The 25,904-nt window shown below is 46.4% G+C and carries 31 protein-coding genes, 2 tRNA genes and 2 pseudogenes; 14 read left to right on the top strand and 21 right to left on the bottom strand.

Going from position 1 to position 25,904, the window contains the following annotated elements:
* The 13 genes from JCM14467_RS10675 to JCM14467_RS10635 all read right to left on the bottom strand — a co-directional run bounded on the left by JCM14467_RS10675 (nucleotide 1) and on the right by JCM14467_RS10635 (nucleotide 8,083).
* Nucleotides 1-1,110 carry a M42 family metallopeptidase gene (locus JCM14467_RS10675; protein ID WP_054850114.1) on the bottom strand — a complete coding sequence of 370 codons (1,110 nt, stop codon included), beginning with the start codon at nucleotides 1,108-1,110 and terminating at the stop codon, nucleotides 1-3.
* A gap of 92 nt (nucleotides 1,111-1,202) precedes the next feature.
* Nucleotides 1,203-1,910: an NCS2 family permease gene (locus JCM14467_RS17995; protein ID WP_252901413.1), complete on the bottom strand. Its 708-nt coding sequence runs from the start codon at nucleotides 1,908-1,910 to the stop codon at nucleotides 1,203-1,205.
* A 29-nt stretch (nucleotides 1,911-1,939) separates the two neighbouring features.
* Nucleotides 1,940-2,242: a hypothetical protein gene (locus tag JCM14467_RS17990; protein ID WP_252901393.1), complete on the bottom strand. Its 303-nt coding sequence runs from the start codon at nucleotides 2,240-2,242 to the stop codon at nucleotides 1,940-1,942.
* Entirely contained in the window at nucleotides 2,230-2,649 is a 420-nt protein-coding gene (locus JCM14467_RS17985) for a hypothetical protein (protein ID WP_252901392.1), read from the bottom strand. Before JCM14467_RS17985 ends, JCM14467_RS17990 begins: the two co-directional genes overlap by 13 nt.
* 109 nt (nucleotides 2,650-2,758) lie before the next feature.
* Complete coding sequence (locus JCM14467_RS17980) at nucleotides 2,759-4,078, bottom strand: ERAP1-like C-terminal domain-containing protein (protein ID WP_252901391.1); 1,320 nt, start codon at nucleotides 4,076-4,078, stop codon at nucleotides 2,759-2,761.
* A complete protein-coding gene (locus tag JCM14467_RS17975) occupies nucleotides 4,068-4,613 on the bottom strand; it encodes a M1 family aminopeptidase (RefSeq protein WP_252901390.1) in 546 nt (181 codons plus the stop codon). The genes JCM14467_RS17980 and JCM14467_RS17975 overlap by 11 nt, the downstream gene beginning before the upstream one ends.
* Nucleotides 4,565-5,101, bottom strand: a complete 537-nt coding sequence (locus tag JCM14467_RS17970; RefSeq protein WP_252901389.1) for a hypothetical protein — start codon at nucleotides 5,099-5,101, stop codon at nucleotides 4,565-4,567. Before JCM14467_RS17970 ends, JCM14467_RS17975 begins: the two co-directional genes overlap by 49 nt.
* A 73-nt stretch (nucleotides 5,102-5,174) precedes the next feature.
* A tRNA-Ser gene (locus tag JCM14467_RS10660) sits at nucleotides 5,175-5,282 on the bottom strand.
* A 117-nt stretch (nucleotides 5,283-5,399) separates the two neighbouring features.
* Nucleotides 5,400-5,849 carry a ribbon-helix-helix protein, CopG family gene (locus tag JCM14467_RS10655; RefSeq protein ID WP_252901388.1) on the bottom strand — a complete coding sequence of 150 codons (450 nt, stop codon included), beginning with the start codon at nucleotides 5,847-5,849 and terminating at the stop codon, nucleotides 5,400-5,402.
* Nucleotides 5,850-5,942: 93 nt separating this feature from the next.
* Complete coding sequence (locus JCM14467_RS10650) at nucleotides 5,943-6,833, bottom strand: polyprenyl synthetase family protein (RefSeq protein ID WP_054850113.1); 891 nt, start codon at nucleotides 6,831-6,833, stop codon at nucleotides 5,943-5,945.
* 49 nt (nucleotides 6,834-6,882) lie between these two features.
* The gene (locus JCM14467_RS10645; RefSeq protein WP_054850112.1) at nucleotides 6,883-7,284 is read right to left on the bottom strand and encodes an NAD(P)/FAD-dependent oxidoreductase; all 402 of its coding nucleotides are present in this window, start codon (nucleotides 7,282-7,284) and stop codon (nucleotides 6,883-6,885) included.
* Nucleotides 7,281-7,523, bottom strand: a complete 243-nt coding sequence (locus JCM14467_RS10640; RefSeq protein ID WP_054850111.1) for a hypothetical protein — start codon at nucleotides 7,521-7,523, stop codon at nucleotides 7,281-7,283. The genes JCM14467_RS10645 and JCM14467_RS10640 overlap by 4 nt, the downstream gene beginning before the upstream one ends.
* The gene (locus JCM14467_RS10635) at nucleotides 7,520-8,083 is read right to left on the bottom strand and encodes an NAD(P)/FAD-dependent oxidoreductase (RefSeq protein WP_054850110.1); all 564 of its coding nucleotides are present in this window, start codon (nucleotides 8,081-8,083) and stop codon (nucleotides 7,520-7,522) included. The genes JCM14467_RS10640 and JCM14467_RS10635 overlap by 4 nt, the downstream gene beginning before the upstream one ends.
* A gap of 76 nt (nucleotides 8,084-8,159) precedes the next feature.
* On the opposite strand from JCM14467_RS10635, the gene JCM14467_RS10630 reads away from it, so the two are divergent.
* The 7 genes from JCM14467_RS10630 (at nucleotide 8,160) to JCM14467_RS10600 (ending at nucleotide 13,426) form a co-directional block, all read left to right on the top strand.
* Complete coding sequence (locus tag JCM14467_RS10630) at nucleotides 8,160-8,363, top strand: 50S ribosomal protein L38e (protein ID WP_054850109.1); 204 nt, start codon at nucleotides 8,160-8,162, stop codon at nucleotides 8,361-8,363.
* A 119-nt stretch (nucleotides 8,364-8,482) separates the two neighbouring features.
* Nucleotides 8,483-8,743: a hypothetical protein gene (locus JCM14467_RS10625; protein ID WP_054850108.1), complete on the top strand. Its 261-nt coding sequence runs from the start codon at nucleotides 8,483-8,485 to the stop codon at nucleotides 8,741-8,743.
* A gap of 45 nt (nucleotides 8,744-8,788) precedes the next feature.
* Nucleotides 8,789-9,091, top strand: coding sequence for a hypothetical protein (locus JCM14467_RS10620; protein WP_054850107.1), 303 nt, complete (start codon nucleotides 8,789-8,791; stop codon nucleotides 9,089-9,091).
* Nucleotides 9,092-9,551: 460 nt separating this feature from the next.
* Nucleotides 9,552-10,841, top strand: a complete 1,290-nt coding sequence (locus tag JCM14467_RS10615) for an MFS transporter (RefSeq protein ID WP_054850106.1) — start codon at nucleotides 9,552-9,554, stop codon at nucleotides 10,839-10,841.
* An 81-nt stretch (nucleotides 10,842-10,922) separates the two neighbouring features.
* Nucleotides 10,923-11,657 carry an MBL fold metallo-hydrolase gene (locus JCM14467_RS10610; RefSeq protein WP_054850105.1) on the top strand — a complete coding sequence of 245 codons (735 nt, stop codon included), beginning with the start codon at nucleotides 10,923-10,925 and terminating at the stop codon, nucleotides 11,655-11,657.
* Nucleotides 11,658-11,741: 84 nt separating this feature from the next.
* On the top strand, nucleotides 11,742-12,170 hold the full coding sequence (locus tag JCM14467_RS10605) for an SRPBCC family protein (RefSeq protein WP_054850104.1): 429 nt from the start codon (nucleotides 11,742-11,744) through the stop codon (nucleotides 12,168-12,170).
* Between the two features lie 155 nt (nucleotides 12,171-12,325).
* Complete coding sequence (locus JCM14467_RS10600) at nucleotides 12,326-13,426, top strand: MFS transporter (protein WP_054850103.1); 1,101 nt, start codon at nucleotides 12,326-12,328, stop codon at nucleotides 13,424-13,426.
* A gap of 29 nt (nucleotides 13,427-13,455) precedes the next feature.
* On the opposite strand, the gene JCM14467_RS10595 is transcribed toward JCM14467_RS10600, so the two are convergent.
* The 3 genes from JCM14467_RS10595 to JCM14467_RS10590 form a co-directional block, all read right to left on the bottom strand.
* Complete coding sequence (locus JCM14467_RS10595; RefSeq protein ID WP_342765527.1) at nucleotides 13,456-13,902, bottom strand: DUF169 domain-containing protein; 447 nt, start codon at nucleotides 13,900-13,902, stop codon at nucleotides 13,456-13,458.
* Nucleotides 13,833-14,246, bottom strand: a complete 414-nt coding sequence (locus JCM14467_RS17965) for a DUF169 domain-containing protein (protein ID WP_252901386.1) — start codon at nucleotides 14,244-14,246, stop codon at nucleotides 13,833-13,835. The genes JCM14467_RS10595 and JCM14467_RS17965 overlap by 70 nt, the downstream gene beginning before the upstream one ends.
* An 82-nt stretch (nucleotides 14,247-14,328) precedes the next feature.
* Nucleotides 14,329-15,807 (bottom strand): 4-hydroxyphenylacetate 3-hydroxylase N-terminal domain-containing protein, encoded by a 1,479-nt coding sequence (locus JCM14467_RS10590; protein WP_054850101.1) that lies wholly within the window; start codon nucleotides 15,805-15,807, stop codon nucleotides 14,329-14,331.
* Nucleotides 15,808-16,081: 274 nt separating this feature from the next.
* Between JCM14467_RS10590 and JCM14467_RS10585 the strand changes: the two are divergent.
* The 5 genes and pseudogenes from JCM14467_RS10585 to JCM14467_RS10565 all read left to right on the top strand — a co-directional run bounded on the left by JCM14467_RS10585 (nucleotide 16,082) and on the right by JCM14467_RS10565 (nucleotide 19,655).
* Nucleotides 16,082-17,673: pseudogene (locus JCM14467_RS10585) on the top strand (long-chain-fatty-acid--CoA ligase).
* Nucleotides 17,673-18,638 (top strand): phosphotriesterase family protein, encoded by a 966-nt coding sequence (locus tag JCM14467_RS10580; protein ID WP_252901384.1) that lies wholly within the window; start codon nucleotides 17,673-17,675, stop codon nucleotides 18,636-18,638. The pseudogene JCM14467_RS10585 and the gene JCM14467_RS10580 overlap by 1 nt, the downstream one beginning before the upstream one ends.
* A 56-nt stretch (nucleotides 18,639-18,694) precedes the next feature.
* Nucleotides 18,695-18,769: transfer RNA gene (locus tag JCM14467_RS10575), tRNA-Arg, on the top strand.
* A 110-nt stretch (nucleotides 18,770-18,879) separates the two neighbouring features.
* A pseudogene (locus JCM14467_RS17950) lies at nucleotides 18,880-19,392 on the top strand (SDR family NAD(P)-dependent oxidoreductase); the annotation flags it as partial.
* Nucleotides 19,393-19,445: 53 nt separating this feature from the next.
* A complete protein-coding gene (locus JCM14467_RS10565; protein ID WP_054850098.1) occupies nucleotides 19,446-19,655 on the top strand; it encodes an SDR family oxidoreductase in 210 nt (69 codons plus the stop codon).
* A 733-nt stretch (nucleotides 19,656-20,388) separates the two neighbouring features.
* Here JCM14467_RS10565 and JCM14467_RS10560 read toward each other — a convergent pair.
* From JCM14467_RS10560 to JCM14467_RS10545, 4 genes are read right to left on the bottom strand one after another with little or no spacing between them, the layout of a single operon-like run.
* The gene (locus JCM14467_RS10560; protein ID WP_054850097.1) at nucleotides 20,389-20,859 is read right to left on the bottom strand and encodes an 8-oxo-dGTP diphosphatase; all 471 of its coding nucleotides are present in this window, start codon (nucleotides 20,857-20,859) and stop codon (nucleotides 20,389-20,391) included.
* Nucleotides 20,860-20,918: 59 nt separating this feature from the next.
* On the bottom strand, nucleotides 20,919-22,151 hold the full coding sequence (locus tag JCM14467_RS10555; RefSeq protein ID WP_252901411.1) for an MFS transporter: 1,233 nt from the start codon (nucleotides 22,149-22,151) through the stop codon (nucleotides 20,919-20,921).
* Nucleotides 22,152-22,198: 47 nt separating this feature from the next.
* Nucleotides 22,199-23,251 carry an RNA 3'-terminal phosphate cyclase gene (rtcA, locus tag JCM14467_RS10550; RefSeq protein WP_054850096.1) on the bottom strand — a complete coding sequence of 351 codons (1,053 nt, stop codon included), beginning with the start codon at nucleotides 23,249-23,251 and terminating at the stop codon, nucleotides 22,199-22,201.
* Between the two features lie 28 nt (nucleotides 23,252-23,279).
* A complete protein-coding gene (locus JCM14467_RS10545; protein WP_054850095.1) occupies nucleotides 23,280-23,795 on the bottom strand; it encodes a hypothetical protein in 516 nt (171 codons plus the stop codon).
* An 80-nt stretch (nucleotides 23,796-23,875) separates the two neighbouring features.
* Between JCM14467_RS10545 and JCM14467_RS10540 the strand changes: the two genes are divergently transcribed.
* Both JCM14467_RS10540 and JCM14467_RS10535 read left to right on the top strand, forming a co-directional pair.
* Complete coding sequence (locus JCM14467_RS10540; RefSeq protein ID WP_054850094.1) at nucleotides 23,876-24,319, top strand: peroxiredoxin; 444 nt, start codon at nucleotides 23,876-23,878, stop codon at nucleotides 24,317-24,319.
* 87 nt (nucleotides 24,320-24,406) lie between these two features.
* Entirely contained in the window at nucleotides 24,407-25,165 is a 759-nt protein-coding gene (locus tag JCM14467_RS10535) for a G1 family glutamic endopeptidase (protein WP_054850093.1), read from the top strand.
* A gap of 74 nt (nucleotides 25,166-25,239) precedes the next feature.
* Here the strand turns inward: JCM14467_RS10535 and JCM14467_RS10530 are convergent, their stop codons facing one another.
* Nucleotides 25,240-25,818, bottom strand: a complete 579-nt coding sequence (locus JCM14467_RS10530; protein WP_054850092.1) for a DJ-1/PfpI family protein — start codon at nucleotides 25,816-25,818, stop codon at nucleotides 25,240-25,242.
* Nucleotides 25,819-25,904: the final 86 nt, after the last annotated feature.

The raw sequence follows: 25,904 nt of genomic DNA, 5'->3' as shown, positions 1-25,904 counted from the left end.
TCATGCAGACCTAGCCTTAATGGTCTTCTCCCTAAGGCTCTGGACAAGCTTCTCATCAGTCCTCGCCAACGCCTCGGTCAGCAGCCTAGCCGCATTCAACGCGTCATTGATGTTCAATAACTCGACGGGGCTATGAACATACCTCGTGGGTATTGATATCGTGGTCGCCGGTATGCCATCCCTCCTAAAGGCAATACCCAGGGCATCAGTCGTGCCGCCAATCAGCACCTCCAGTTGGTAGGGTATTCTCAAATCCTCGGCAACGGATATTAAGAAATTAGTGAGTGTTGGATGTGCAATGAACACGCTCCCCCTACCACCATCCATAACCTTAATCGCAGGACCCCTACCAACCCTGGTCACAAACTCACGCTCATTAACACCAAGCACGTCAGCAGCTATGGTCGTATCGAGCGCAATGGCGAAGTCCGGGTAAACCCTGTCAGCCGCAACCTGAGCCCCGCGCAGGCCCACCTCCTCTTGGACCGTGGCGACGAAGTACGTGGTCACCTCACTCTCCCTCAACTGCCTAGCGGACCAAAGCATCACGGCAACACCAACCCTATCATCAAACGCCTTACCAGTGACAACACCCTCATTAAGGACCTCAAAACCCCTGTCCAGCACGGCCACAGAACCAACCCTAACACCCAACTTCCTAACCTCCTCATCACTCGACGCGCCAATGTCTATGAACAAGTCCTTAAGCTCAGGGGCCTCCCTCTCCTTACCAGGCGGTGTAACGTGTGGCGGCCTACTACCAATTACGCCCTTAATCTTCCTGCCATCAACAGCCTTAATAACAACCCTCTGACCAACCAGGGTAACCTCATTCCAACCACCAATAGCCCTGAACCGCAGGAAGCCATTCTTATCAATACTATCGATTAATAAGCCAATCTCATCAATGTGGGCAGCAACCATGGCCCTCAAGTCCCTCCGCCTACCATACCTAACACCAATCACATTACCCCACTTATCAACCATCAACTCATCGACGTAGGGCTCTAACTCCTTAATAACCAAGTCCCTAACCTCATCCTCAAAGCCAGAGGGCCCGAAGGCCTCACTCAACCTCCTGAGTAGGTCTATGAATTCCTGCGTGCTCATTGGTTATGTAGACTTCATGCTAATCTTTAAAGTGTATCCTCAATAATGTTTTATGAACTAGGGATTTTGATGCATTAAGCCATAGGATGCGGTTATGGGTTGAGCATTGGGACCATGGCAACGAAGTATAGGACGAAAACCAACGTTATTATCAACGTAGTCACCGAGATCTCGCGGAACCTGCCGGTAACTAGCTTCGTGAGCGTGTACGTTATGAAGGCTAGACCAATGCCCGTGGCTATGCTGTAGGTAAGTGGTATGCTTATCATGGCGACGAAAGCCGGTATCGCCTCGGTCAGGTCATTGAAGTTTATCTTTGGTATTAACGATACGAACATCAAACCCACCAATATCAGTACCGGCGCTGTCGCGCAGTCAGGGATCATAACCACTATCGGGCCCAGGGGCAGGAATGCGAGGAACAACAACCCAGTCACTAACGACGTCAACCCAGTCCTACCACCACTCTCTATGCCGGATGCAGACTCCACGTAGATTACCGTGGTCGTGGTACCAGCCAACGCGCCAATCGTTGTGCCGATAGCGTCAGCATACAGAGCCCTCTCTATATTAATGGGTCTTCCATCCCTATCCACGAGGCCAGCCCTATTGGACAGGCCCATTATCGTGCCTATACCATCAAAGAACTCAATCATCCACAACGAAAACGCGACGGGAAACGCCAGGCTCACAAGCCTAAACCACCACGTGATGTTATCAATGAAGTTCGGCACTATCGACGTGGAAAATACGGGCAATTGAACAGGAACCTCAGGCGGCTTAACAAGACCAAGCCCAATGCTTATCAGCGTTATCGTGACTATCGTTATTAAAAAAAAGCACCCGGCACATTCCTGATGTACAGGAATATCGCGAGTATAAGACCAACAAACGCAAGTATTGACGTTGGCGTTACAAAGGCCCTTGTGTTAAAGGTGACTGGCGTACCACTGCCAGGTAGCACGAACCCCCCAAGTGAGAGGCCTATGAATGTTATGAATAAGCCAATCCCAACACTAATGCCAATGGCTAGGTTGGGCGAGATCGACTTAAGGATCCTCTCCCTGATGCCTGACCACGTAGTGAATATGAATATCAAGCCGTCAATGAACACGGCCGTTATCGCCACCATGAGGCTACCTCCGCAGCCTCAGGCCCGGCAACACCCATGTTGAGGAGTACCGTGGTGAATGCGGGGATTACCGAGTACGCAATGAAGGAGTTCTCACCCATGCCAGGCGCCATTGCGAAGGGTAACCTAGCGAAGAACGCCATGAGTAGAGTCCCAAAGGCAGCCGCAACCGCCGTACCGGCGGCAATACCCAACTTCACGGTGTAAACCAACGCCTGGTACTGCGGACTCAATGTATTGGTGTCCAACGCATGCATGAGGGCCAACTCAAACCCACCACCAACGATTGCCGGGTTCACAAATAGTATGTATGCCATTGTTAAGAATGTTGTAATACCAGCCAGTACCTCCCTCCTGGGATTAACCGTGGTAACAGTTGGCGGTGTTAACCAATCAATGAGCGACACATTTAATGCAACGTTATTACACCTCTTTAAAACATTGCCCCCAATATCCGGCGTAATACCCAATATTTATTTAAAGAATTGTTTAAATAATGACTAGAAAATAACGCGTTTAAATGTTATGAAACAGGCGTGAATAGACCCTCATAAGCTCGAGACCAGCCCTAACCCCCATCTCAATACCCGGCAGGTTAAGGCTGTTTAAGAACCTCTCAACCTCATCCTCCTGACCAATGCCAATAAGCGGTATTGAGTAGGTGAGCAACCTAGAGAGTACACCAGGGTCTCCATAAGCCTCTATGAAGCGCCTATAATTACTCATTAACCACTTGAGGTTCAGGTCACGCACATACGGGTTCCTCGAACCAACCGTGAAGTACTGGAGGTCCTGCCTCTTAACCTCACCAGACACCAGGAAGTCCAGGGCCTTTTGGTACTCATCCCTACTTGGTATACTGAGCATGGCTGATAAAACCCTGACCCTATCCTCATCAGTACCCAGGGACCTATACAGGTCCCTAAGGGTCTCGAAGGGCCTCTCACCAACCACGGCATAGGCATTAACAACGGCCTGTCTCATGACAGGGTCCAGGCCCTGGTAATCCCCAACCAAGCCCGCAATGGACTTGGCATAGTCCTCATCAACCAATGCACGGCGTGAGAGAACCAACTCCCTAACATCACCCATGCCTGAGACACCCTCAAGCAACTTACTCTGCGACCTGAGGTAATCAATGAACACGTCCTTAACCGATGATGGCTTTATCGAGTACAACGTACCCAACTGCATGATTACCGTGGTCGTCAATAGGTAATTAACCACACCACCCAGGGACCTAACCAGGCCGAGGTACTCACCCAAGCCAATGGAGCCCTGGAGCAGGTGGGCATAGGCGTCATTGATTACACTCCACCTCTCAAAATCATTGGCGGCGTTGTTTAACGCCCTAGACCAATCACTGTACCTAACCCTGTAATAACCACTACCATTAACATTCAGGAACAAGGACGCCGAGGAACCGCTGATGGTTATGGACTCCCTATCCATGAGTACTGTGTTCACGGCACCATTGAGCCTGTACACGATGGGTATTGGCCATGTGTCAGCAGTATTCCCACTGAGCACGAACCTTGACTGCCTAAGCACGACGCCACCGCCCACGTCCTCAACCATAATGACTGGGTGGCCAGGCTTGTCGACCCAAACCTTCATCACCCTAGTCACAGGCTTACCACTAACCTCCTCAATACTGCCCCACAGGTCATCCTCACTGGCGTTTGAATAGGAGTACTTCCTAAGGTAGTTACTAAGGCCCCTCCTAAAGTCCTCCTCACCAACGTAATTCTCAAGCATCCTAAGCAGCGACGCACCCTTACCATAACTAATGTCGTCAAATATCTCGAAGGCCTCCTCCTCACTACTAATAGGCACATGGACAGTGGGTACTCATTAACGAATCCCTAAGCAGCGAGCCCGCAGTCTCATCGACGAGGAACCTATGCCAAACACTCCACTCGGGGAATAATTTGTCCACGGCCTTATAACTCATGAATGTTGCGAAGGACTCATTAAGCCAAAGATCATCCCACCAACGCATGGTAACCAAATCACCAAACCACTGATGGGCAATCTCATGAGCCACGACCTCCGCAACCCTCCTCCTAGTAAGCTCAGTACTACCCCTACCCACCAATAACGCCGTCTCCCTAAACGTAATAGCGCCCCAATTCTCCATAGCCCCAGCCGCAAACTCAGGAACGTGAATCAAGTGGAGCTTAGGCAGTGGGTATGGTATGCCGAAGTAATTACTGTAGAAGTCAAGGACGCCCTTGGCCACGTCAATGGCAAACCTACCATCCTCAACCCTATCCCTAACCGGCGTTGCAAAAATGACATCAACATTACCAACCCTATCCCTCAACTCAAAGAACCTACCAATGCCCAGGTAGAGGAGGTAAGTCGACATTTTAGCGTCTCAGCAAACTCAAAGACCTTCCACCGACCATCCCAATAAACCCTCACAGGCGGCGTGTTAAAAATCACGTCATAATCCCCATCAACAGAAACCCTAACCCTAAACCTAGCCTTAACCGCAGGATGGTCAATACACGGTATGAAGTACCTAGCCCCAGTCGGCTCGAACTGCGTCGTTATTATGTAACCACCACCATAAGGAGCCCTGTAAATACCCAACAACCTATCGGGAACCCTACCCTCAAAAGGAACCCTAACAACACCCCTCACGGGACCCCTAACCCTAATAACCCTACCATCATACACATAGTCAATGGACCTACCATCAACCTCCACAGATCTAACCCTAAGATCCACGGCATTAAGCTGAAGGTCACCAGTTGAATCTACGTGAACCTCAACAACACCCTCATAAGCCAAGTCCCTAAACCTAAACCTCAAGTCAACCACGTACAGCTCAACATTAATATTAAGCGACACGTGATATTGACGCTTATGCATTATTAAATATTAAGGTGTAATGAATGGGCACACAATAACCAATGATTATTCTTGGTGCCGGGGCCGGGATTTGAACCCGGGCCCCCTTGCGGGGACGGACTTTAAGGTTCCTCTCGGAATCTCCAGGCCCGCGCCTTGGACCTAGCTCGGCCACCCCGGCAAGGCAATAAGTCATTAGCACCGATTTAAAGCTTTTGTTATTACTCCTCCTCGAGTAGTGTCGTTAGTGTTACTTGTATTGTCTTCAACTTCTCGTACTCCTCCTCCATCCCGTACTTCAGGCCTTCACCATATACTTAACCGCCTTATTCCTCAACCTCCTTATGTACTCATTACCTCTTGGGTTTATCACACCCTTCTTCACCTTACTTATTACGTCCATGGATTCCTTTATTAATTCGTCAATCTCCATCTTAAGGCCTATTTGTGCCATGTCCGTGTGCTCCTCAATGGCCTTTTTGTTTATGTTTACGTTTAGGAATATGGGCTGTGTGATCACGTGAGGCTCTGGCTTGATTAGCTTGTACTTACCCATTATGTAGCCAGCCACTAAGTATCTAAGTAATTCCGAGACGCCATCAAGTCCCTCCTTCTCAGCCAACTTGGTTAGTAATTCCTTGACTGATTTATGGACCCTGACCGAGACCACTGCGCCGTCCTTCTCAGGTGCCCTGAATAGATCCTCATACCTGATTGGTACGTCATCTATTATGAAGACCTCACTCATCAGTTGATTGTAATTTGCGATTTAAATTTAGGGATGACTTATTTTGCAATGTATTATACGACTTATTATAGCCCTTTCTTAACTAATCAACTCTTAAATCCTCAGCAGGTTTATGTAATTAATTAAGGTTTCATTATTCACAACCTCCCTAACCAACTTAACGGCATTATCAAGCATCTCATTCAACATACCCCTGGCCCTATCAATAGCCGCCCTCACATCACCATCCACCCTACTCATTATCCTCACGATATTAATCTCGTCAATGTTAACCCCCGGATTCCTACTGTCCATGTTTAAGTAGTCAATGACGTCATCCCTAACCTGGAATGCAATGCCCACGAACCTACCCACATCCCTAATCCTACTTATTACTTCGCTATCTTTGACATTTACTGCGTACGCGCCAACAACCATTGAGGACTCAATGAGTGAGGCCGTCTTATAATAAATGAGTCTTAAATAATCATCAATGGTTACATCAGCCTTACTACCCAGTTCCGACTCAAAGCTCTGCCCAATCGCCAACTTAATGGATGAATTTAGGAGCTCGAACACTATGTCATTATCGCCACTCCTTATCGCATACTCCACGGCCTTAGCAATTATTAGGTCGCTGGCAAGCATCGCAGTATACGGCCCGTAAATGCTGTATGGAGTCTCCACACCCCTCCTAATCCTTTGTTGATCCATTATGTCGTCCTGGAGCAGGGATGCTGTGTGTATTAATTCGACGGATGCCGCAGGCAGTATTGCCCTCTCAAGGCCGTTACCATTACCCAGCGCGTACGCCATGAGCAGTACTAGGGTTGGCCTGATGAGTTTTCCCCTATTCCTAATGTAGTGGTATGTGGCGTTTAATAGGCTATTGGGCATCCATAGGCCGGTGAATGATTCCTCGAGGACGTGAATAACCTTATTAATGGCTGACCTTACTTCGGTAGGCAGTAACTCCATGTACTTACTCGGGTTTAATACGACCATTTATTTCATAAACCCCTAAATTTATGCCTTAATAAATACTACATGCACGTTAAGCCAGGCTTGAAATCAACCTAATCAGTAAATTACCAATTAAGAACTTAATTAATGTGCCCAACCTCATCGAGGACAACGTAGCCTCATAAATAGAACCAGCCATGTAGCTCTTCGAAACCCTCAATGCCAATTCCATGGCATCCCTACTCATTAGTAATGGGTCACCAATCCTCCTAAACATGACCATCCTATCCATCAAAGGCCTAAACAGCCTATTCATGGATAGGGCATAATCACTACCGTGAATCAGTGATTCACCAAGTAAGTGAGCCGTCATCATGGCCGGGTTTATACCGGCGCCATTAGTCGGTATTACCGAGCCAACGGCATCACCGATTAAGTAGGCGTTACCAACGCCATACTTATTTAATAATCCACCAACAGGGAGCGTCTTCATGAGAACAGACCTCTGCGTGCTTTTAAGCCCGTACTTATTAACGAAGAGCATGTGATGATTAAGTGGGTTGCTTCCACGCCATGCAATGTTATTTCTAACACCAACACCGATATTGTGGACACCATCCCCCTGGGGAATATCCAGGCGAAGCCTCCTGGCGCTATGCCCGGGTCCATTACTATTACAGCCTCATCATCAGCATACTTACCCCTGGCCCTTGCGCTGGTCGCTATTATCAAGTCCTCAGCCTGAAGCCGCTGGTTATGCCTAGGCCTAGGTCCACAATTGATGGGTATGCATCGGCACCAATGAGCACCCTCGTGCTTATCACGTACTCACCACCACCCCTATCGTGAACCAAGCATTCATAACCATCGCCCTTACCCACGCACTTAACAGCCGTAACCCCAAAATGAACCTTAGCACCGCCATTGATTGCATCCTCAATCACGTTCCTAATCATGCCAGCCTTATCAATTAGGTATGTCCTGAACGGCATTTTGCCTATGTCATGATCATTAATCACAAGCCTCAGCCACTTAATCTCGTTAACAATGAATTCCCTGCGCAACGTCTCCCTAAGTGTTGTTAGTAAAACATTGTAGAGATCTTTACCTATCCAGGGCTTTAGCAGGTTCTCACTCGGGAGCAGTTCCCCGCATATAATTGGCGCGTATATTATGGACTTCTTATCAATGAGCATGACATCACCGTTAAAGCCATTTTTGACTAGGTAACGGGCTAGGTATGAACCGGCAGGTCCACCGCCAATTATTAACACGTCCGTATTAACAACCACGTAGATAATGCGGTCAGGGCCTATTTTTACTTCTTCTGTAGAAATCCTTAAAAAAATCCCCTGCACAGTCAATGCCGTGCCCAGGGAGGTATTCCTAGTGGAGCTTTGGCGTAGGTATGCCGATGCGGCTGAGGAGATTAGGGTTAAGAGGTACCCAGATTACGTGAAGTTGAAAGCTAGGTTAAAGCACTACCTATACACGATTAGGGTCCCACCTGATGTGGCTGATCAATTGATTAGGGAGTATAGGTCGAAGAATAAGACGATTAATGAGTATTAGGATTCGGGCTCACCACTCATCAACGATCAGTGCTCCAGACCCTAATCATTGAATCATACGACAGATAGGGTGATTACCAACTAATAAACCTTATTAAGGGGTTGTCCAACGCTGTCTCGATGTCGAGCGAGGAATTAATCAATAAGGCGAGGGAATTAGTCATTAAGTTGAGGACCGCTGAGGACCTGATAAGGAGTGGTAAGTTGGATGATGGTATTAAGTTATTCAAGGAAGCCACTAAGGAGGCTAAGGATGCGAAGTTATTTGATAATTACATAGCCATCATTAGGAAGGCCAGAAGACTAATTAATGAGACGATGGCGAGACAAGCCAGGAGCACGGCCAAGCCGGAGACAAAGGCTGGGGAGGATAAGGCATAATTTTTAAATTAATCTGCAATCACCACACCACAGCTTGGTGGTAGTATGACGATAACCTGCTCAAAGTGGGAGAAACTGGTTGAGAAGGCAGAGAGGGAGGGCAATAAGGAGAAGGCCCTGGAGTTCAGGGAGAAGCTCGTAGAGTGCATTGTGTATACGGCTCAGGAATTAATCGCCAGAGGTAGGTCTAGGAACCTTGATGAGACTGAGGAACTGCTTAAGTACGGTGAGGACGTCGGCAATAAGCTAGGTATTAATGAGTTATTATTTCACATAAACCTACTCAGGAAAAGAATTGAGGAGAAGCGCGCAAGGAGGAGACCGAAGGAGACCGAGGTAAAGCAATGATTATCCGAATAGATTGGTTAACGTATTAACCACAAAACTGATTTATACTCATTATTGGTAAGGCTAGTTCAAGGCGGGAGTTACCTTGTTAGGATGGTCATTGAGGAAACGATGCCATTTTTATGAACTATGATTATATCTTAATTAATATATTAATGTAATTATAATTAATACCTTGGAGGACCTAACGCTATACAGGAATACCAACTATTATGTGACATGCGACATCAATCAACTTGCAGCATTAACGTTTTATTAAGGTTAGTATCAACAAACCCGGAGCTTTAGAATTATGTATAACCTCACCTCTTTGGTAACTCTTTGGTAATTATGTACTATTGACCTAATTTCATTTTTATCATTATTACTACATAAATTATTATGTTGTATCATATATAGTTATAGTTAGTACTTCACCTGCGCAGGCTTTATTAACCATATTAAATAAAAGTGAATGCGCATGAGTAATTCAAGTAATGAAGGGGGAGGTATAGACTCGATAATTAAGGCTTTAGACACGGCAAGAATGTCAAGGTTTCAAGCTATAATAACTCTTCTCTCGGCATTGGGTGTATTTTTAGATGGCTATGACATTTCCATAATATCCGTAGCGCTCCTATATATTAAGCCTGAGTTTCATCCTACTTCGTATGAATTAGGGCTTATAGGCGCAGCAACAAGTATAGGTATGCTCATAGGCGCCTTATTATTTGGATACTTGGCTGACAGGTTTGGTAGAAGATTAATGTTTATATGGGATTTAATTTTCTTTGTAATATTTACTGCATTAACAGCGATGGCTCAAAACACTATCCAGTTAATAATATTCAGGGCATTATTAGGCATAGGGCTTGGAGCAGATTACGCATTAAGTACAACCATAGTGGCGGAATTTTCGCCTAAGTCCTGGCGAGGAAAATTAATGGCAGCTAACGTATTTGGGTGGTGGGTAGGTGCGTTAGCGGCATATCTCATTGGCTTGGCGTTACTTCCGCTTGGGCCAATATCATGGAGGTACATGTTGGCTATAGGCATAATACCAGCGATAGCAGTGATAATAAGTAGAAATTGGCTGCCTGAATCACCAAGATGGCTTGTTGTTCATGGTCAAGCGGAAAAGGCGGCGAAAATTTTAGAGAAGGCCCTTGGTGTGCCTGTAAAACCATCCGATGTGGAAGCCGCTTATAAGCCATTACCACGTGTTCCAATAAGTGAATTATTCTCAAGGGATATAGTGAGGTACACGGCTTTTGTATGGGGATTCTGGTTCGCATTTGACTTCGTATTTTACGGAATAAGCATATTCACCCCAACACTTTTAATAGCCCTTGGTCTTAAGGGCATGACTGCTGCTGTGCAGGCCTCTGTTTTTGTGGCTGCAATGGAAATGGCAGGTAGTGCCGTGTCTATAGTATTAATGGATAGACTTGGTAGGAAACCAATAACGGCAATAGGCTTCCTTGTAGCCAGTGCTTTACTACTTGCCCTTGGTCTTATGTATCCACCAAGTACTTTAATGTTATTAACGTTATTCCCACTATATGCATTTTTCCTGACCTTTGGGCCGGGTACGACGGACTTCGTATATTCAGCGGAGTTATTCCCAACTAGGGTAAGGGCTACTGGGCAGGCGAGTTCTACTGCAATAAGCAGGGTAGGTGCTGTAATAAGCATTTTCTTCTTCCCAACATTATTAGCAACATGGGGAACAAGCCTATCACTTATATTCTTTGCAATAGTGGGTTCATAGGCTTCATAATAACCGTAGTACTCGGTGTCGAAACAAAACAGAAATCATTAGAGGAAATAGCAAGGTAATAAGGTAATAATCATGAGAATTACATTCCTAGGTAATTGGAGCTCAAACATAGTAAAGGGAAAGCGATATACGTCCTTTATAATCGATAACTCGATAGTTTTTGATTTCGGACCTGGTATCCTCGAGTCCTTACTTGACCACGACATAAATCCCTTAGGCATATCCGTAGTCGCCATAACTCACATGCACCTTGATCACTTTGCTGGATTACCAGAATTATTGTGGTTTCGTGCAATATATGGAGCACAGAGACCATTGGTGATATTAGGACCAGGAAAAATAAGGGAGAATACCTTAATGCTTCTTGAATTATTAAACACTCCACCAGCATTTAATGTAAGTGCTGAATACGTGGAGGATGATTCTTTTGAGACCGTAGTGAATGGTAGGAAATTATTAATAGAGCCATTTAGGGCCGAGCACATAATACCGGATAATGGATATAGAATAGAATATGGCGATACGTTACTATTCTATAGCGGTGATACGGCATATTCAAAGAGCGTTGTTAAAGCAGCCGAGGATGTGGATTACTTAATACATGAAATGACTTATACCGATGATAAAGATGCAGAGGCAAGGTTTTGGAAGCACTCAACATATAGCGATGTTATGAGGGTATTTCATGAATCCAGGGCAAGGCATTTGGTACCGATACATCTGTCGAACTATACAGAGCCCTTAGCAGGGGAATTAGCTCAAAGGCAACGGGGCATAATTATATACCTGAGTACATTGGTCGTATAGAGATGAGCAATTGAAATTCAGTAGTTCTCTTAAACAATTAATGCAAGAATTATTTTATTTAATGCAGTAATACAAGTTATCACAATGTCAATATTGGGGATAGAATTTACAGCGAGAAGGGAGGTAAACCCAGGTGATCTTGAGAAGGTATGGCAGGTACTTAGTGATATTAGTAATATGCCTAGGTATTGGAGAGGGCATAGGGAAGTGGAGATACTTAGCAGGGATGATGATGCATACATTGTGAGAATTAGGTTTGCATTTCCAGGTTTAAATAATAGAGGTGTCGCGAAGATTGAGGTTCATGGGAAGGAGAAGGCTGTGGTGATTAATTACGTGGAAGGCCCAATAAAGGGTTACGTAAAGAACTACATAAGTAATAACGTACTAATAAGCCAATGGAACGTTAGGATAACACCATTCTTCCTAATAATAAAGCCCTGGATAAAGAGGCACTTCATGAGCGGCGCAGGCAATGCATTGGCAAGAATAGTGGGTGAGGCGGTTGATTAGGGGTCGTGGATACACCATTCATGGTCACCATTACTAATACCAAGCGTTTAGTAGGGCTTGTGATAATTATTTGCTATTAATGATACCTGTTAGATGTTCATGCCGAGGCGTAATTAGGGACTAACTTAATAAGTGGTTTGTTCATAGGCGGTTAGGTGGATAGAGGGTTCGTTATTGCGTGGAGTGTGACCTTTCTGCAACTGTCCGTGAGACTGAGTTGGGGGGTCGTTAGTGTGGCCGTGGCTGAATTGCTGAGACTTAACTCCGTACAGATCGGCCTTGTTTTGACACTGTTCTATATTGGTTATGTGGCTTCCTCAATACCCTGGGGAGTACTCATTGATAGGATTGGACCAAGTAAGTCAATACTCATTTCTGGAACTCTATCCAGTGCCGTGATCCTAATGTTGTTCCTGGCAAGCAACTTCGTGCAAATCCTACTCCTCTACCTAATGGCTGGTTTCCTAACCGCTGGTTTATTCCCATCTGCGATGAAGATAGCGAGTCACTCAACCCAGGATAGAGTGCATGGGAGAGTTGCGTTGCTTGAGAGCGCGGCACCGATAGTCCTAATTGCATTGAGCGCGGCATCCCCATTAATAATCGCCCACTGGAGAATCTTTTACTTGGTGATATTCCTGGCACTACTCATTGCATCGTTATCCTCTGTAGGCCTTAAAATAGGTGGCAGCAGGAATGCCAGGCCTAAAAGCGTGTTGATGAATTCGAGGGTGGCGAAGGCCGTGGTAATGAGGGCAGGGGAATTATGGGGATCCTGGGGAACATCAAGTTGGCTCCTACCATTCTTGGTCCTCTATGATGGGATCAAGGGAGTACTACCCGTGCTACTCTTCTTCACTTACTCCCTGGGACAGTTGGTCTCCATCTTCCTGGCATCGGTATTGCCCAAGTCAATAGGTGAGAAGAGGGTGATTGAGTTCTCACTGGTGGCTTTCATAGCCTGCGATCTCTTGGCGGCGATCCTCCTTAAGGAGACATTACTCCTCTTCCCAGTCTTCCTCGTATTTGGAATAAGCTCATTCCTGTATAGGCCACCGACTGACGTATTAATAATAAGGATCATGGGCAATGAAAACGCCGGCACATCCATGGGTTACGCAAATGCGGTATCCCAGGTGGGCTCCATGGTGGCCCCAATATTCGTAGGCCTCGCAATAAGCATAAGCCCAATACTCGGTATTTTAAGCCTTGCATTAGGGCCCCTAATATCATTAGTAATCCTCTACACGATTTGACGCGTGTCACCCATGGTGGGTAATTGCCGTTAGGCCTGTGGGTTTTTCCTCTTTTTCCATTCCTCGTAATCCCTATAGGTTATTGTGTATCCCCTGGGTGCGATTGGTTCGTACCACCAGAACCTAGGTGGTGGGTATGGGTTTAACCTCTTAATATTTTCTAATCCGCTTGGTACCTTGTCGATGTACTCCGGTGGTATTACAATACTCACTTCATCCTCCTCGGTCCTACCCCACGCAATTTCACCTGAGCCTGGTATCTTTACCTGGGGCTTCTTCGTCTTGTAGGCCCTGGTGACCATGGAACACGATATTAAGCCAAGGAGTTCAACCTCTGGGAATATTCCGTGCCATATTAGGGACTTGGCAATCATATTTATCTGTGTTGGTGTACCGTACACATCGATTACGTCTGGTATGAAATTAATGCGCTCCAGTGGCGCCACCAGGACCGCCCTAACACTACCCTCTGGCAATGCGTTCTCCAGGAACCTTGAGTTAATGCGCTTCTTCGCATCATCACTGGATGTATGCCTGCTAATTGGCGTTTCAAGGAACCCTGGGTACTCGGGCACCAACCAAACAGGTACGCACCGCCAATGCAGAACATGTCCTCCAGGGTAAATGCCATGGACCATCCATACCTAGCTGCATTTATGACTTGACAAGCAGTCATGTGAATACCGAAATCCCTGGGCCTCCTAAAACCAGTTAGGTCACAGGGCTCAAGGCAGAACCTAATACCTACTGGATAGGTACGTAGTCCTAATTCGCCCCTTAGTTCTCGACCAATCCTCCTCAAGTCCTCCACTGACTGCATATCCCTATAACTAGGGCCTTGTTATTATAGGTGTATGCCTTACTTATTTTTAATATTAGGGAGGAGCCCCCATCTTTTCAAGTCACCACCACTCCAGTAGTCTCTTTACATCATCGGTCTTCGCCAGGTCTGCGTTGTATAGCGCGGCTGTCCTGCTTATGTCGTAGTTATATGACCTGTACAGTTCTATTACGCTTGCCTCTATTGACCCCTCAGCATGTATCATGCCAACGGATAGTAGGGCACCGAGGGCTGATAGGAATTCACGGGCTATCTGGAAGAGCCTAATCCTAACCCTCGGGTCCGCGCCCCTCTTACCCACTAGGTACTTGACCATGTACTTCTCCTCGATTGGGTTACTTAACTCGCTTGTTGATGGTATGTCTGCGAGCAGTCCGCCGGCCACGTCTATCATGTCCTTAATGGCATCCAGGTACTTGGCATTTGCCGTGAGCTTACCAACGTTTGTATATATTGGGTTCGGTATGCAGATGCCGGTATTGGGGTCCTTAATGCACCTCTCGGCGGCAGCAATCGCGCTAGATATTAGGTATTCCTTATACGTTATTATGTCGACAATATCCCTCCTAATGTGGGATGCCGTCTCAACATCGTTATACTCAGCAAAGAGCTTTGCATAACCAAGCAATACATCGGCTAAGGCGGCTCTGTAGGAAATTGCCGTAAACCTATGATATAGCGCGAAGGTTAATCCGTAAGGCGCCGCGAACTCGTACTCGCCGGCCAGGAAAACCCTGTCGTTAGGCACCTTGACATTATCAAATATTGTGAGCGTCTCAACCTCCACATTACTCTTACCCATTGGGAATTCATCACCAAGCATGTTAATCTCAACCTCCCTCAGTGGTCTCGGTATTAATACAATGCCCTTGGCATTAACCGGCGTTGCAAATGCAACCGCGTAGTCCGCATCCTCCTTAACCATGTTCCTGTAGGGCAGGACGATGAGTTCATTGGCTGCGATTGATTGAGTCGTGTGAACCTTAGCACCCCTAACAATGATGCCATCAGACTCCCTACCAACAATATGCACGTATAGATCCGGGTCCTCCTGCTGATGAGGCCTAAGCATCCTATCACCCTTAACGTCAGTCTGAGCAACGGCAATCGTGATATCATTCCTAACGACATAATCGTAATACCTCATGACCCTATCATAGTAGTTAGTACCTCGAGCCCTATCCAATTGCTTAGATGCTATCATAAGGCCGAACAACGCATCTGAGCCTATGGTCTTCATGATATTGAACATGCCCTTACCAAGCAGTGTCGTGTTGTAAATTAACTTAAACCTCTCAATCAAATCACTGGGACCCCTGGGCACCTTATAGAACCTACTTATCGTCCCATACTGAGGATCGTCATATAATAAGTACTTCCTCAACTCAGGATCCGCTTGCCACTTATAAAGCTCGAGTGCATGATTAATGGCAACCCTCAAAACCTCATGCCTAGTGACATCATCCACAGGCTTACCCCTATAATATATAACCCTACCATCACGCAGACTATTAACATAATCCTCAGGAGACCTAACCATACAGAAAAACACTTAATGATTTTTCGTTAATTAATTTACCTATTATGGTAAATATATAGTTATCGACATTTATAATCATAGAAGGTTGTAAAGATTATATAATATTTATAATATCAATCTTTATCAACATTTAATAAATATAAAATATATGGAATTAATAACAAAGCAGGTCGGTGATACTGAAGTTCAGGTTATACCCGAGAGGGATTATGTATGTGAGGTTCGTGACGATAGACCCTGGTTTAAGTACTGGCCTCCTAGGGTGCCGAGGAGAATGGATTACCCAAGGGTTCCTCTATTTAATGCTGTTGAGGTTTCTGCCATGAGGTACCCAGATAAGGATGTGATTATTTACTATGGCTTTAGGATTACGTATCAGAGCTTTGGGATTCAATACTTAGATTTTCAGGATTTTTACAAGACCTTGGCATCGATAAGGGTGATAGGGTTGCCATCTACATGCCGAACACGCCTCATTGGATAATATCGTTCTTCGGCATTTTAAGGCTAATGCCATTGCTGTACCAATAAACCCGCTGGTTGCGCCGGACGTACTTGAATACATATTGAGGGAAACAGGGGCTAATTGTAACACTGACGCAGTTATTACCCAGGTTACTCAGCGTTAGAGATAAGATCCCATCACTTAAGAACGTAATTGTTGGTAGATACAGGGATTACCTACCTGAAAAGCCCAAGCTCAAGCTTCCTCAATTAATGCTCATGGACCCTGAGGTTCCCCAGGGAGTTATTAATTGGAGAGATGCCGTGTCATTTAATGGTAATCCACCCACCGTGAAGGTCACGTATGAGGACCTTGCCGCAATACCGTATACATCGGGCACGACAGGCACTCCCAAGGGCGTCATGCACAGTCACGGCATAATGTGGGCGTCAACATTGAATGCAAGCATCTGATACAACATTGCGCCTAGCGGTATTGTACTAACGGTATTGCCCATATTCCACGTCACCGGTTTAGTGCACTCAGTCCTCGTACCCCTCTATGCAGGTTCAACGATGGTACTGATGACAACCTGGGATAGGGAGACTGCAGTCGATGCAATCGAGAAGTATGGAATAACTCATTGGACGAGCATATCAACGATGATCGTCGATCTACTGGCTATGCCGGGTATTGAGAAGAGAAACCTATCCTCACTAATACTAGCCGGTGGAGGCGGCGCACCAATGCCTGAGGCAGTCGCTAAGAGGTTTAAGGAACTAACTGGGCTTGATTATTTAGCGGGTTACGGACTCACAGAAACCTTCTCGCAAACCCACGTTAACCCACCGCACAGGGTTAAAATTGGTAGTGACCTCGGCATCCCTCAAGCCCTGTACCGATGCCCTGGTGATAGACCCTGACACGAAGGAGATACTACCGGTAGACAAGACAGGGGAGCTCGTGGTTAGGGACCAAATGTGTTTAAGGGTTATTGGAAGAAACCCGAGGAGACTAGGGAGGCGTTCATTGAGGTTGACGGTAAGCTTTACTTCAGGACTGGCGATGTTGTCTATATGGATGATGAGGGCTACTTCTTCTATGTTGATAGGATCAAGAGAATGATCAATAGGGCTGGTTATAAGGTTTGGCCGTATAGGGTTGAGAACATACTATACATGCACCCAGCTATTCTTGAGGTCGCAGTAGTGGCGACGCCAGACCCGAGGGTTGGTGAGGAGGTTAAGGCATACGTGGTTCTTAAGCCTGAGTACATAATACAGTGGGCTAAGGAGAGGATGTCAGCCTATGAGTATCCAAGGGTTGTGGAATTTGTGGATTCACTACCAAAGACCGCGACAGGTAAGATAGACTGGAGGTTATTGCAGGAGCAGGAGAAGAAGAGGGTGGGTGGTAAGTAATGAGCCGCGGCATGAATAAAATACCCATAGTTGGTGGAGGTGAAATAGACCCAGGCGGTATGGGTTTAACGCTATTTCATGAACACCTTAGACTTATTACTGAGGTTGTTCGATGGAATTGGCCCCACCTATATAATGATGAGGAAGAATTTAGAAGAGCAGTTGAGGCCGTCAATGCGGCTAAGAGGTTTGGTGCCAAAACGATCATAGACCTCACAGTAGCGGGGATAGGCAGGGATGTTAGGTTTGACGAGAGGGTGGTTAAGGCAACGGGCGTTAACATAATAATGGGCGCTGGCTTCTATACATACACCGAACTACCGTTCTACTTCAGGAATAGGGGTGTTGAGTCGCTCGTTGACGCCTTTGTGCATGACATAACCGTTGGCATCCAGGGAACCAATACAAAGGCGGCATTTGTTAAAGCCGTTATTGACTCACCTGGGCTAACAAAGGACGTGGAGATGGCCATTAGGGCGGCCGCAAGGGCTCACGTTAAGACCGGCGTACCAATAATCACGCACTCATTCGTTGGTAATAAGTCAAGCCTTGAGCTGGTCAGGATTTTCAAGGAGGAGGGTGTCGACTTGTCGAGGACTGTCATAGGGCATGTCGGTGATTCTGACGACATATCATTCATAGAGCAAATACTGAGGGAGGGCGTATTCGTAGGTCTCGACAGATTCGGCTTAGACCTATACCTACCACTTGAGAGGAGGACCAGGACCACAATCGAGTTAATAAGAAGGGGTTGGGTTGACCAGATACTACTGTCCCATGATTACTGCCCAACAATTGACTGGTATCCACCTGAGGTTGTAAAGAGCACAGTGCCGGATTGGTCAATGATGTTAATATTTGAGAAGGTAATACCGAGGTTGAGGAGTGATGGTGTAACCCAGGAGCAAATAGATAAAATACTCATAGATAACCCAAGAAGCTCTTCACAGGAAAATAATGATTAATAATCATGGAAAACAGCCTGAGAAAAGCCTAAAAACCAAGTAAACTAATCAAACTCGGCCCCGTAGCTCAGCCAGGATAGAGCGGCGGCCTCCTAAGCCGTAGGTCGTGGGTTCGAATCCCACCGGGGCCGCTAAATCACTTCCTACTTAGTACATTAACGTTATATAGCATTAAATTACCATGTATATAATTATATGGTTAAGATAAGAAATGTTTATTTTGAATCTTCCTTAGTTTCTATTGATAGGTAAACTGGATGGTAGAGTTTCAATTGTAACTGGGGCTGGTAGTGGTATTGGCAGGGCTATTGCGTTGCTGTTTGCTAGTGAGGGTTCTAGGGTGGTCGTTGTGGATGTTAATGATAATGGTGGTAAGGAGACCGTCAGCATGATTAGAAATAATGGTGGTGATGCAATGTTCATACATGCCGATGTTTCTAAGGCCGGTGATTGTGAGAATGTGGTTAGGGAGACTGTGAGACATTAGGTCAATTAGATAATTTTAATAAATAATGCAGGTATTGACTTACCAAAAGCTAAGCCATCTGCTGACTTTACCGAGGAGGAGTTTGATAGGGTTGTTAATGTGAATTTGAAGGGTGCTTGGTTAATGAGTAAGTACGCAATACCTGAAATGTTAAGGCGTGGTAAAGGTGTTATTGTAAATATAATCTCAGTGGCTGGTATAAGGCCATTACCACTTGCAATGCCTTACTCAGTGTCCAAGGCTGGCTTGATCATGCTTACGAAGAGCATGGCGGTAGAGTATGGTAATAGGGGTATTAGGGTTAATGCTGTGGCACCTGGATGGTTAGTACGCCAATGGCTGTTAGGGCCGCGTCTGCCTATGGGGCAACGTATGAGGACTTCACAAAAATGTTCCTTCAAAGGATACCCCCTGGCAGATTTGCTGATCCAACCGAGATAGCCAGGGTAGTACTATTCCTTGCATCCGATGATTCGTCCTATATGAATGGCGCTATTGTCGTTGTTGATGGCGCAATATCCTTGGCGTAATAATAAAGTGAATAATTGCAAGTATTTTTATTAAAAATAAAAATAATGTCTTATTCAACAGAGGTAGTAAGTTTTTATATTGTGGAATAGAAAGGTAAATAAAGATATCATCCCAAGCAGCATTCGCACCAAGATACACCGTAGTCATTTACCACCCATATAACGACAACTCACCAAGGAAGAGACCCTTCACCAAAGTCAACATTGCTGCCGAGAGGAGGTACTATGACCTTGGCTCACTTCTTTGGTTTGTTAAGACTTGATACGGATCATTAGGGACGGTAATTTTACATTGAGTGGGACCCAAGCGTTCATCCGGCACTAGCCATTTACCTAGTCAACAGATGGTGGGTTACGCAAAGAATACGATGGTGATGAGAGGAGGTACTTGATGGCTCTCTCGTTGATGCTGGCACTAATACTCTAGTTAATGGGTCCATGGATTATTAATGTTAATTTTCAATTAATCAATTGCGTCATAGGCATCATTAACATAATTACTGCACAAACCAACTTAACAAGCGATGAAGGACTTGAGCATAGATATACGTAATGTGTTGAGCGAGCACGCCAGGATTGGCATGAGGTAGTGGTTTTGCTCAGTGGTCGGTTTTCTCCTCACTGCTCAGTCCTGGAAGGACTCAGCACCAAGGATTATTAAGGGGCGCCCTATTAAGTTGTTCAGTGATGATTAGTGACACGACTGAGTAGTGAGGATCGAGGGCGTGACTGATCAACCCCTAACCAACTCAAAGACCTGACCACCAATCAACCTCCAGCGATCGAAGTCGAACCTGGCATAGACCTTCTTACCACTCAATACCTTGGGCAGCCATAGTACGTCATCACTCCACATGTTACTGTACGGAACCTCATTAATGCCAAACCAGATTGGCTCGGCCTCTTCGGACTCCCTGGGCACGCCGCTGAAGTCGTGGGCTATGAATACGTGGACGAAGTGAACGGACTCGACCTTACCATCCTCATAATTCCAAAATTCCAATAGGCCCATCCACTCCAAGTCCCTGGGTTCTATTCCAACTTCCTCCCTACACTCCCTAATTGCCGCCGAGACTACGTCCTCGCCGCTCTCGATCTTGCCGCCGACTCCGTTATAGTAACCGGCGCCTAGGCCTCGCTTCTTCCTTATTAACAAGACCCTACCGTCCTTAACCACGTAAACTAGGGTTTCTACGAATATCATTACTCAACCTATGCAGTGTCTAGGAATTAAGGATTAATTTAAGGTGTTTTATATGTAGATCATTTTCTGGCCATTCTTTCTATTTCTTCAAGGTCTCTCCTTGCAGTTTCTATTCCGGTGAGTAATACGGTCATGGCCATCAGCAGTACAAAGACCCCAACCAAATCAAGGTACCGTGCTATTGATCCCGTGTAGAGGAAAATCGGCGTTAATGCGCCGAACATGAAATTCGCGATTCTGTTTAGGGAGAAGGCTATTCCATCAGCAAAGGACTTAACCTCCACTGGGAAGACCTCGGTCTGCACGGTATATGCACCACTAACTACTAGGAACGTTAAAAGCATTGATATTGACAGTAAGTATATAAGCCCTGGGGTTCTATATGTAATCGCCACATACCAGAAGGCAAACCCTAGGCCGGCCAAGGAAGCCATTAATACGATTCTCCTACCGGCTCTATCAAGCATTAATGAACCAAGCACGGCACCCAATGTCGCGAAGATCCAGAGAAGTAATACAGTGCTTAGCATGATGCCATAGCCACCACCTCTTAGGGAAACGAGCATTGGTGTGAATATCGTGAATATCGAGGTCGTGCCTGCACCAACCCAGGCAGCCGATGAGTAAATAAGCATCCTCCAATAACCCCTCCACACCTCACTAAATGGCATTCTCCTATGTCCCGAGGCGCCCCTGAGTAACCACATCGTGGATTCAGGCAACCTACTCCTCAGTAAAATTACTATTGCCGCAGGCACCGCACCGGCGCCTAGAATAATTCTCCATGAAATGTTGGGAGACAAGCCCATTGCGAAAAATACGTAGGCCAATAGGGCACTAACTAAGCCACCAAGTGGCATCATTATTAATGAAATGCCAAGTAGGAAGCCCCTTCTTAGTGTTGGTGATTCCTCAGAGAGCAGGGCGGGGCCAGACACTATGTCAGCACCAATGCCAAAGCCAATTAGGAACCTAAGTACCAGGAGTTGTTCAGGGGATGTGACGAAGGCCGATAGTAAGGAACTGACCAGGAAAAAGGCAATATCACTAAGCAATGCCGCCCTCCTACCCCTTAAATCGCTAAACACGCCAAAGACCAAGGCACCAAATACACCGCCTATATATGTGAATGTACCAAGCAAGCCCTGCATTTCAGGGGATAGGTGCATGAAGTGGACAAGGAATGGCAATACAATACTTATGTTTAGCAGGTCATACCCATCGAGGAATGTACCCAAGCCAATTAGAATAGCCAGCGGAATACCACCCCTACGCCCAGTGCCCACGTCCATCAACAAGCCATAGCAATAATGCGCCTAATTAAAAATAACCAACGCCATTAAGCCTTAACAACTCTAATAACGCCGGGTTCGCCCTCCCTGCCACTAACCTCGAACTTAACGCCCAATATCCTCTCAACAATGTATATGTTTGTCAGGGTGTGCAGGGTTATCCTTGAGACGCCAACCACGCCGCTGCCAGCCAAGGCCATGTATGGAATGACCATGTCGCCCATGTGCTCATCAAGAGCCATACCACTCCTAAGGTTATCAAGAAGCTTCTTCGCAGCCTCCTCACCAACAACCTCAGCAGGCTTACCCCTCTCACCAAGAGCATCACCACCCTTAACAAAGCCCCTGCTCGATACGGCCCATAGGACGATACCACTACCAGGGCCTAGGTGTGGATCCTTACCTTGCTCGTAGGTCTCCACGGCAATGTCTATAGGCACCTTAACACCAGCCTTAATGAGCGCTTCCCTAGCCGAATTAGCCTGCCTATGGGCCACGTGGACAGGAAGCCTAACAGCATGTGAAATACCCCTGACCTCCCTCAAATCACCAAACTCAACAGCCTCAACGGGCCTAAGCTTACTCGGCTCAACACTCAGCACAACCTCACCACCACCCCTCGGGTAATGACCACGCCTCACTAACCTAACCTCAGCCTTAACACCGAATAGGCCTAACATTGGCAGCATTACAAACCTCACGTAATCAATCGGTGGTGACCAGGGTACGTCAGTGCCTCCGGTTATCGTCACCGTGCTCCTACAAGGCGCGAAGACCAGGATAGGCAGTATAGTCTGTATGACCAGGGTAACCGCGCCAGCCGTGCCGATGTCAAACCTAAACTCACCACAACCAATCCTGCCCGGCCTGAACACCAACTCCGTGGAACCCTTAACTGCTCCCATTACCTGGGCATTGGCTATTTTGACCGCCGCAATGACACCTGTCAAGTGCTGTTGTTGAAGCCCTGGGTTACTCCTCCTGGCCCTTATGTTGAATACCCTAATTGGTCTTCCAGTTATTGCAGATAGGGCAAGGGCTGTCCTCAGTATCTGCCCACCACCCTCAAGCACCGAACCATCAATCTCAACGAGGCTCATCACGGGAATAACCAACCAGGTACTTTAATTACTTAACGCAATCACCAACAATAGACCTAAGGGCATTAACCACATCATCACCAACAATCCTGGAGTCAACGTAATCAGCGAACACGGAGAATACGCAGCAAAGAAGCTTGACAATGACGGTGACGCTGTTCACGTCCATAATAACCCTACCGCCGGACTCCGCGAAATCCCTCGTAAGGTGAGCTACGTACTTATTAACGCTCCTGATAATTCCCTGGGCATCGCCGTAGCCAGGGCATGCCGAGACCCTCTTCCTGAACTCCCTAGCGGTGCTGCGTCTTAGGTACGGCAGGTAGTAAATGACGTCCTTATACCTCCTACCCCTAACAATCCTGAAGAATTGAACCAGATTGCGGGAATGCACCAGAATCGACTCAATGAGGGCCTCCCTAACCACGCCTTCATACTCACCTGAACTGCATGCATTGTTTAGGTTAGTTAATGCTCCATACATGCTCAGTACCCTGCCGTACTCATTGATGATTTCCACGAGGTAACTCCTCAGCGAGCTCATGAGATTCAGCAACCCTAACCCAGTTATATTAAGTTACTTCAAACTAAACATAGAAAAGACCAGCCGTGATTGACTAGCCAATGGTTGCGGAGGGAGAGGAGGCGCCGGACTTTGAGCTTCAAAGCCACGATGGGGAAACCATTAAGCTCTCGAATTATAGGGGCAGGTGGGTTGTGCTATACTTCTTCCCTAAGGCATTCACGAGTGGTTGCACCAGAGAGACCCAGGAATTCGTTAGGCTTTGGAATGAATTTGAGAAGCTTGGCGTCGTGGTCTTTGGGATAAGTACGGACTCAGTAAGTACGCAGAAAAAGTTCGCCGAGAAGTATGGCGTTAAGTTCAAGCTGCTGAGTGATAGTGAGGGGATGGTCTCGCAGGCCTATGGCGTGCTTAGGCCCACGGGTACTGCGGAGAGGGTTACGTTTATCATAAATCCAGAGGGTAAGGTCGCTAAGGTCATTAGGAGGGTTAAGCCTGAGGAGCACCCTGTCAGGGCCCTGGAATTCCTAAAACAAAGTGCGTAAAATAGGGACAGTACTGTAATATTTATTCAATGAATCAAAAGTAAACAAAGGTAATATTTTAAAGATTAAAACATGCATGAACAATTAATGATTAGGGATAGACTACCACCAATACTTGTAATGCTCACGTTAACAGGAGTTGCAATGGCAATCACAATTCATGCACTAGTAATGCCAACGCTAATGATGCACCCAATGATTAAGCACGGTACGGGCTACGCATCAACGGTATACAGCCTGAACTGGGCAGGCTATGCAGTGCCTGCTCAGGAGGGTACTATGACTAGCGTGGCTGGCTCCTTCATTGTGCCCTCCGTAACCTGTACCAGGCAGACGACGTACGTCGCGCTATGGGCTGGGCTTGATGGGTATAATGACAGCACTGTTGAACAGGCTGGGATAGCCGTTGAGTGCAGTGGTGGTAAGCCCATTTACTGGGCTTGGTATGAGTTTTACCCATCACCGTCTGTCGAGATTAAGGGCTTCACGGTTAAGCCTGGCGATGTTATTTATGTGAACGTGACATATCTAGGTAATGGCGAGTTCCAGGTAATCATAAAGGACGTGACAGAGAATGAGGCGTATACCGTGACGGGTAATGTAAGCAATGCCCTACTCTCATCAGCCGAGTGCATACTCGAGAGACCAACAGTCAATGGACAATTAACTGCGCTGGCTAACTTCGGCACTGCATACTTCGGGCAGGACTACACTGACGTAATGGGCACGTGCTACGCAACCGTAGAGATAGTGATGACTGCAAACAACGGGAAGGTGCTGGCGCAGCCAAGCTCATTAACGAGTGATGGCTCGAGCTTCACAGTGGCATACGTAAATGATAGGTGATAATTATATTAAAAAGTAGAGTAGAATTTAATATTTTAAAATATAATCTTCTTATGCTACTTAACATTAATGCATTACTTATTGCCTATTCTAGCCTTTACAAGCTTTATGAATTCCCTCATCCAGGCTGGGTTATCGGGCCATGCCCTGGACGTGACCAGGTTCCCATCAACCACAACCTCTTCATCAACCCATATACCACCGTTATTCTCAACCTCAGGTCTCACCGCTATATAACTAGTCATCTTCCTGCCCTTGATTACTCCGGCAGCCGCTAGTATCTGGGGAGCATGGCATATAGCCGCCACTGGCTTTCCAGTCTCGAAGAAGTGCCTTACTATGCGCTTAATATCCTCCAGTGCAACAACCCTAACATACTCAGGCATCCTACCTCCAGGTATGACTAGTCCATCATACTCCTCAGGCCTAACCTCCGAAAGTGTCTTCGTAACCCACTTGAAGAGATAGCCAGGCTTTTCACTGTATGTTTCCCACCCTGGCTCGAAATCGTGAACCACCGTCCTCAAATCCTTCTTACTTGGAGCTGCAACATCGACATCCCACCCCTCCTCCTTAAGCCTATAGTATGGGTAGAAGATTTCAAGGGCTTCTACAGCGTCACCAGCTATTATCAAGATCTTGGCCTTCGCCATAGTCAATAACGAGATAGAAGACTAGGATATTTAAAAGTTCCTACTCGTAAATATTACTCAATATCTAATTGTAATGTATTATTAGT

It is taken from the genome of Vulcanisaeta sp. JCM 14467 (assembly GCF_001316245.1).
In the GTDB taxonomy this organism is placed as follows: Archaea; Thermoproteota; Thermoprotei; order Thermoproteales; family Thermocladiaceae; genus Vulcanisaeta.
The sequence above is the reverse complement of the archived record's forward strand: the minus strand, read 5'-3'. Positions and strand labels throughout refer to the sequence as shown.

Excerpts from the sequence above, each read along its gene's own strand:
- JCM14467_RS10675 (WP_054850114.1), bottom strand. The coding sequence starts at position 1,110 with ATGAGCACGCAGGAATTCATAGACCTACTCAGGAGGTTGAGTGAGGCC.
- JCM14467_RS17990 (WP_252901393.1), bottom strand. The coding sequence starts at position 2,242 with ATGGTGGCGATAACGGCCGTGTTCATTGACGGCTTGATATTCATATTC.
- JCM14467_RS17975 (WP_252901390.1), bottom strand. The coding sequence starts at position 4,613 with ATGTCGACTTACCTCCTCTACCTGGGCATTGGTAGGTTCTTTGAGTTG.
- JCM14467_RS10655 (WP_252901388.1), bottom strand. The coding sequence starts at position 5,849 with ATGAGTGAGGTCTTCATAATAGATGACGTACCAATCAGGTATGAGGAT.
- JCM14467_RS10650 (WP_054850113.1), bottom strand. The coding sequence starts at position 6,833 with ATGGTCGTATTAAACCCGAGTAAGTACATGGAGTTACTGCCTACCGAA.
- JCM14467_RS10645 (WP_054850112.1), bottom strand. The coding sequence starts at position 7,284 with ATGAAGACGCTCCCTGTTGGTGGATTATTAAATAAGTATGGCGTTGGT.
- JCM14467_RS10625 (WP_054850108.1), top strand. The coding sequence starts at position 8,483 with ATGTCGAGCGAGGAATTAATCAATAAGGCGAGGGAATTAGTCATTAAG.
- JCM14467_RS10620 (WP_054850107.1), top strand. The coding sequence starts at position 8,789 with ATGACGATAACCTGCTCAAAGTGGGAGAAACTGGTTGAGAAGGCAGAG.
- JCM14467_RS10615 (WP_054850106.1), top strand. The coding sequence starts at position 9,552 with ATGAGTAATTCAAGTAATGAAGGGGGAGGTATAGACTCGATAATTAAG.
- JCM14467_RS10610 (WP_054850105.1), top strand. The coding sequence starts at position 10,923 with ATGAGAATTACATTCCTAGGTAATTGGAGCTCAAACATAGTAAAGGGA.
- JCM14467_RS10605 (WP_054850104.1), top strand. The coding sequence starts at position 11,742 with ATGTCAATATTGGGGATAGAATTTACAGCGAGAAGGGAGGTAAACCCA.
- JCM14467_RS17965 (WP_252901386.1), bottom strand. The coding sequence starts at position 14,246 with ATGCAGTCAGTGGAGGACTTGAGGAGGATTGGTCGAGAACTAAGGGGC.
- JCM14467_RS10590 (WP_054850101.1), bottom strand. The coding sequence starts at position 15,807 with ATGGTTAGGTCTCCTGAGGATTATGTTAATAGTCTGCGTGATGGTAGG.
- JCM14467_RS10580 (WP_252901384.1), top strand. The coding sequence starts at position 17,673 with ATGAGCCGCGGCATGAATAAAATACCCATAGTTGGTGGAGGTGAAATA.
- JCM14467_RS10565 (WP_054850098.1), top strand. The coding sequence starts at position 19,446 with ATGGTTAGTACGCCAATGGCTGTTAGGGCCGCGTCTGCCTATGGGGCA.
- JCM14467_RS10560 (WP_054850097.1), bottom strand. The coding sequence starts at position 20,859 with ATGATATTCGTAGAAACCCTAGTTTACGTGGTTAAGGACGGTAGGGTC.
- JCM14467_RS10555 (WP_252901411.1), bottom strand. The coding sequence starts at position 22,151 with ATGGACGTGGGCACTGGGCGTAGGGGTGGTATTCCGCTGGCTATTCTA.
- rtcA (WP_054850096.1), bottom strand. The coding sequence starts at position 23,251 with ATGAGCCTCGTTGAGATTGATGGTTCGGTGCTTGAGGGTGGTGGGCAG.
- JCM14467_RS10545 (WP_054850095.1), bottom strand. The coding sequence starts at position 23,795 with ATGAGCTCGCTGAGGAGTTACCTCGTGGAAATCATCAATGAGTACGGC.
- JCM14467_RS10540 (WP_054850094.1), top strand. The coding sequence starts at position 23,876 with ATGGTTGCGGAGGGAGAGGAGGCGCCGGACTTTGAGCTTCAAAGCCAC.
- JCM14467_RS10535 (WP_054850093.1), top strand. The coding sequence starts at position 24,407 with ATGATTAGGGATAGACTACCACCAATACTTGTAATGCTCACGTTAACA.
- JCM14467_RS10530 (WP_054850092.1), bottom strand. The coding sequence starts at position 25,818 with ATGGCGAAGGCCAAGATCTTGATAATAGCTGGTGACGCTGTAGAAGCC.